Genomic DNA, 3,109 nt, shown 5'->3' on the forward strand with positions numbered 1-3,109 from the left:
ACGTACTACCGCTATGACGAGCGCCAGCACCTGGTCGCGGTAACGGACGCGCTGAACCAGACCACCACACTGGAGCGCAAGCCCGACGGTGAAGTGCTGCGCATCAGCCACCCGGACGGCACCACGGAAACCTTTACCTACAACGTCTACGGTCAGGTGCTCAGCCACACCGACGGCAAGGGCCAGACCACCCGCCTGATGCGCACGGCCCGTGGCCTGCCGAGCAGCCGCCAGGATGCCAAGGGCCAGCGGGTTCGCTACGAGTACGACAAGGCCATTCGCCTGACCGCGCTGGTCAACGAGAACAACGCCACGTACAGCTTTGCCTACGACGCCTCGGACCGGCTGAGCGAGGAAGTGCGGGTGGATAACCTGACCCGGCGTTTCAGCTACAACGTCGGTGGCCATCTCACACGACTGGATGAGATTGGCTATGGCGAAAATGCCGAGCGGCCCGAGCGCCATACGCTCTTTGAGCGTGATGCCATTGGCCGTTTGATTGCCAAGCTCAATAGCGATGCGCGGCAAGACTTCGTCTACGACGACGGCGACCGGCTGCTGAGCATCGAGCGGCAACCGACCGGGATCGGCAAGCAGCTTGGGATCACAGAAGAGAAGCTGGAATACACCTACGATCTGCTCGGCCGTCTGACCAAAGAAATCACCCCTGACGGCACGCTTGGCTACGAGTACGACCCGCTCAGCAACCTGACCACGCTGACCCTGCCGGATGGGCGTAAGGTCAATCACCTGTATTACGGCAGTGGCCACCTGCACCAGCTGAACCTGGATGGTCAGGTGATCAGCGACATGGAGCGCGATGACCTGCACCGCGAGGTGTACCGGACCCAGGGCAAGCTCACCAGTTGCTTCGGTTATGACGCCATGGGGCGCAAGGCCTGGCAGTTTGCCTCGACCTTGCCGGCCGACAAGCTCTCGCACGTGCACAACACCGGCATCAATACCTCGTTGCTGGTCGAGCACGCCTACAACCCGATCCACCGCCGTTACCAGTACGACCCGGCCGGTGAACTGGTGCGTACGCTGGACAAGCTGCGTGGCGAGATCAAGTACGAATACGAAGCCAACGGCCAGTTGCGCAGTCGTGATACCGGCTCGTTGATCGGCAGCGAGGAGTTCCGCTACGACCCGGCAGCCAACCGCCTGGACTTCAATGCGCGGCAGTTCGACAAGGTCAAGGACAACCGGATCAAACAGTGGCGGGATCAGGAGTATCGCTACGACCCGTGGGGCAATCTGGTCGAGAAGCGCTCGGGGCACAGCAAGCTGCAGCACTTCAGCTATGACTGCGAGAACCGGCTGGTGCGGGCGGAGACGTTGGTCAATGGCAAGCTGGAAAGTCAAGGCGAGTACCGGTACGACAGCTTGGGGAGGCGAATAGCCAAACAGGCGGAAATGAATGGCGAGGTAGAGCAGAAGCGCTTCCTCTGGCAAGGCTTGCGGATGCTGCGGGAGGAAACTCCTGGGCACAGCATCTTGTACCTGTACGAGCCGGGTAGCTATGCGCCGTTGGCGCGAGTTGACCAGGCGGAAGGGGAAGGGCAGAAGGTCTATTACTTCCATACTGACCAGATTGGCACGCCGCTGGAGCTTACGAACAGCGATGGCGCAGTCGTTTGGCAAGCTACGTACCGCTCGTGGGGCATGCTAGAGCAGCTAGATATTAGTGAAGTCGAGCAGAACCTTCGATTTCAAGGGCAATACTTCGACGTTGAGAGTGAGCTGCATTATAATACCTTCCGTTATTATGCGTCGGATATTGGGCGCTTTGTAACTCAAGATCCATTGGGTTTAGGTGGCGGTGTAAATCTTTACCAATATGCGCCTAATGCCACTGCATGGATTGATCCTTGGGGGCTATCTTTCAAGAGTGTGAATTTTGAGGGTTCGCCTGAGTTGTTCCCCGTAACCGGCAACCAAAAAAATATCGTATCTATTCAAATGCAAGGGTCTCGAGGTCGAGACTTTACTGAAGCTTACAAGCAAGCTGGTTTGTCAAAGGCTCAGGTCAAATCGATTGGTAAATATACTTGGCATCATTTGGATGATTTCGATCCTGTAACTGGTAAGGGAACAATGCAGTTAGTAACTCAGGCCGCGCACGAGGCTTCGTTGCCCCATACAGGGTCGGTGGCACAATTCGAGAAGCATTTCGGTTTGCCTTCTGGATCTTACGGGACACCTGAAGCTGTAGCTATCTCGCAGGACAAGGGGTGGCTGAAAGGGCGCCCACAAAAAATAACGTCTACAACTTGTTGAGGACTATATGGTGGATGATTTTAAACTCTTCAATTCTGATGTCGCTATTTCAGGGCTTGATATTGATGCACTTGAGTCTGAAATCGGTATGAGATTTCCTGCGGAATTTAGGGCGCTATACCTGACCTTCAATGGGGGTGAGCCTAATCGGGCATTTTGGGCGGAAGACGAAAATTATGAGCCGATTAGAGTTGAAGATTTTAAGAGTATTGCTAGTGATGGCGCTGTAGACAAGAATGAGACTAAGTACATAGGTGGTTGTTTCAGGTTGATGGTGAGCAGGAATGTCTTGCCAGCACACTTGGTGCCATTTGCCGTAGATGAGGCGGGTAACTTTATTTGTCTTGATAAAAATGAGGGCAAGGTGATTTATTTTGCGGTGGACATTTTTCAGCCCGATATTGATATGCATCTAAATCACATCAATGCTCAACGGGTTCTTTCGTTTTCATTTCATGAGTTCATTGGGTCCTTGATTCATGAGGATCAAGTTGATCAGTGAGTGTGTGAGGTGTTGCCCTGAAGGCTGAAAGCTTTTACTGGCTTTAGCGCTTTAGCGTTTTAGCGCTTTAGCGTGAATGTCAGTGAATGCTGGCTTTAATTCAACCTTCGGCGCTATACTTTCTAAGTGGATTTAGTGTGGCTGGGATCTTTAATAACTTAACGTCGGAGGGCTGAGGCGTTAGCCTCAGTCATTCCAGTAAACGAGTCACACTGAATAGAACGTCCTGCAGCAGTCAGGCGAGATTGCTCTTTTAGCCGATAATTCGACAACTAGGCCGTTGAAACGCTCACACAGTACCGCTACGACGAACACGGCCAGCTGAGC

General features: G+C 53.8%; 2 protein-coding genes. Both read left to right on the forward strand.

Translation table 11 applies throughout. The annotated features are described in order from the left end of the window. Positions 1 to 2,280, forward strand: a 2,280-nt coding sequence (locus tag ACF8Q6_RS02800) for an RHS repeat-associated core domain-containing protein (RefSeq protein ID WP_392498256.1), incomplete at its 5' end; no start/stop codon positions are given. Positions 2,281 to 2,290: 10 nt separating this feature from the next. Further along, on the forward strand, positions 2,291 to 2,782 hold the full coding sequence (locus tag ACF8Q6_RS02805) for an SMI1/KNR4 family protein (protein WP_260681235.1): 492 nt from the start codon (positions 2,291 to 2,293) through the stop codon (positions 2,780 to 2,782). Positions 2,783 to 3,109: the final 327 nt, after the last annotated feature.

The organism is Pseudomonas sp. GLN_2, from assembly GCF_043106005.1.
Classification (GTDB): Bacteria; Pseudomonadota; Gammaproteobacteria; order Pseudomonadales; family Pseudomonadaceae; genus Aquipseudomonas; species Aquipseudomonas alloputida.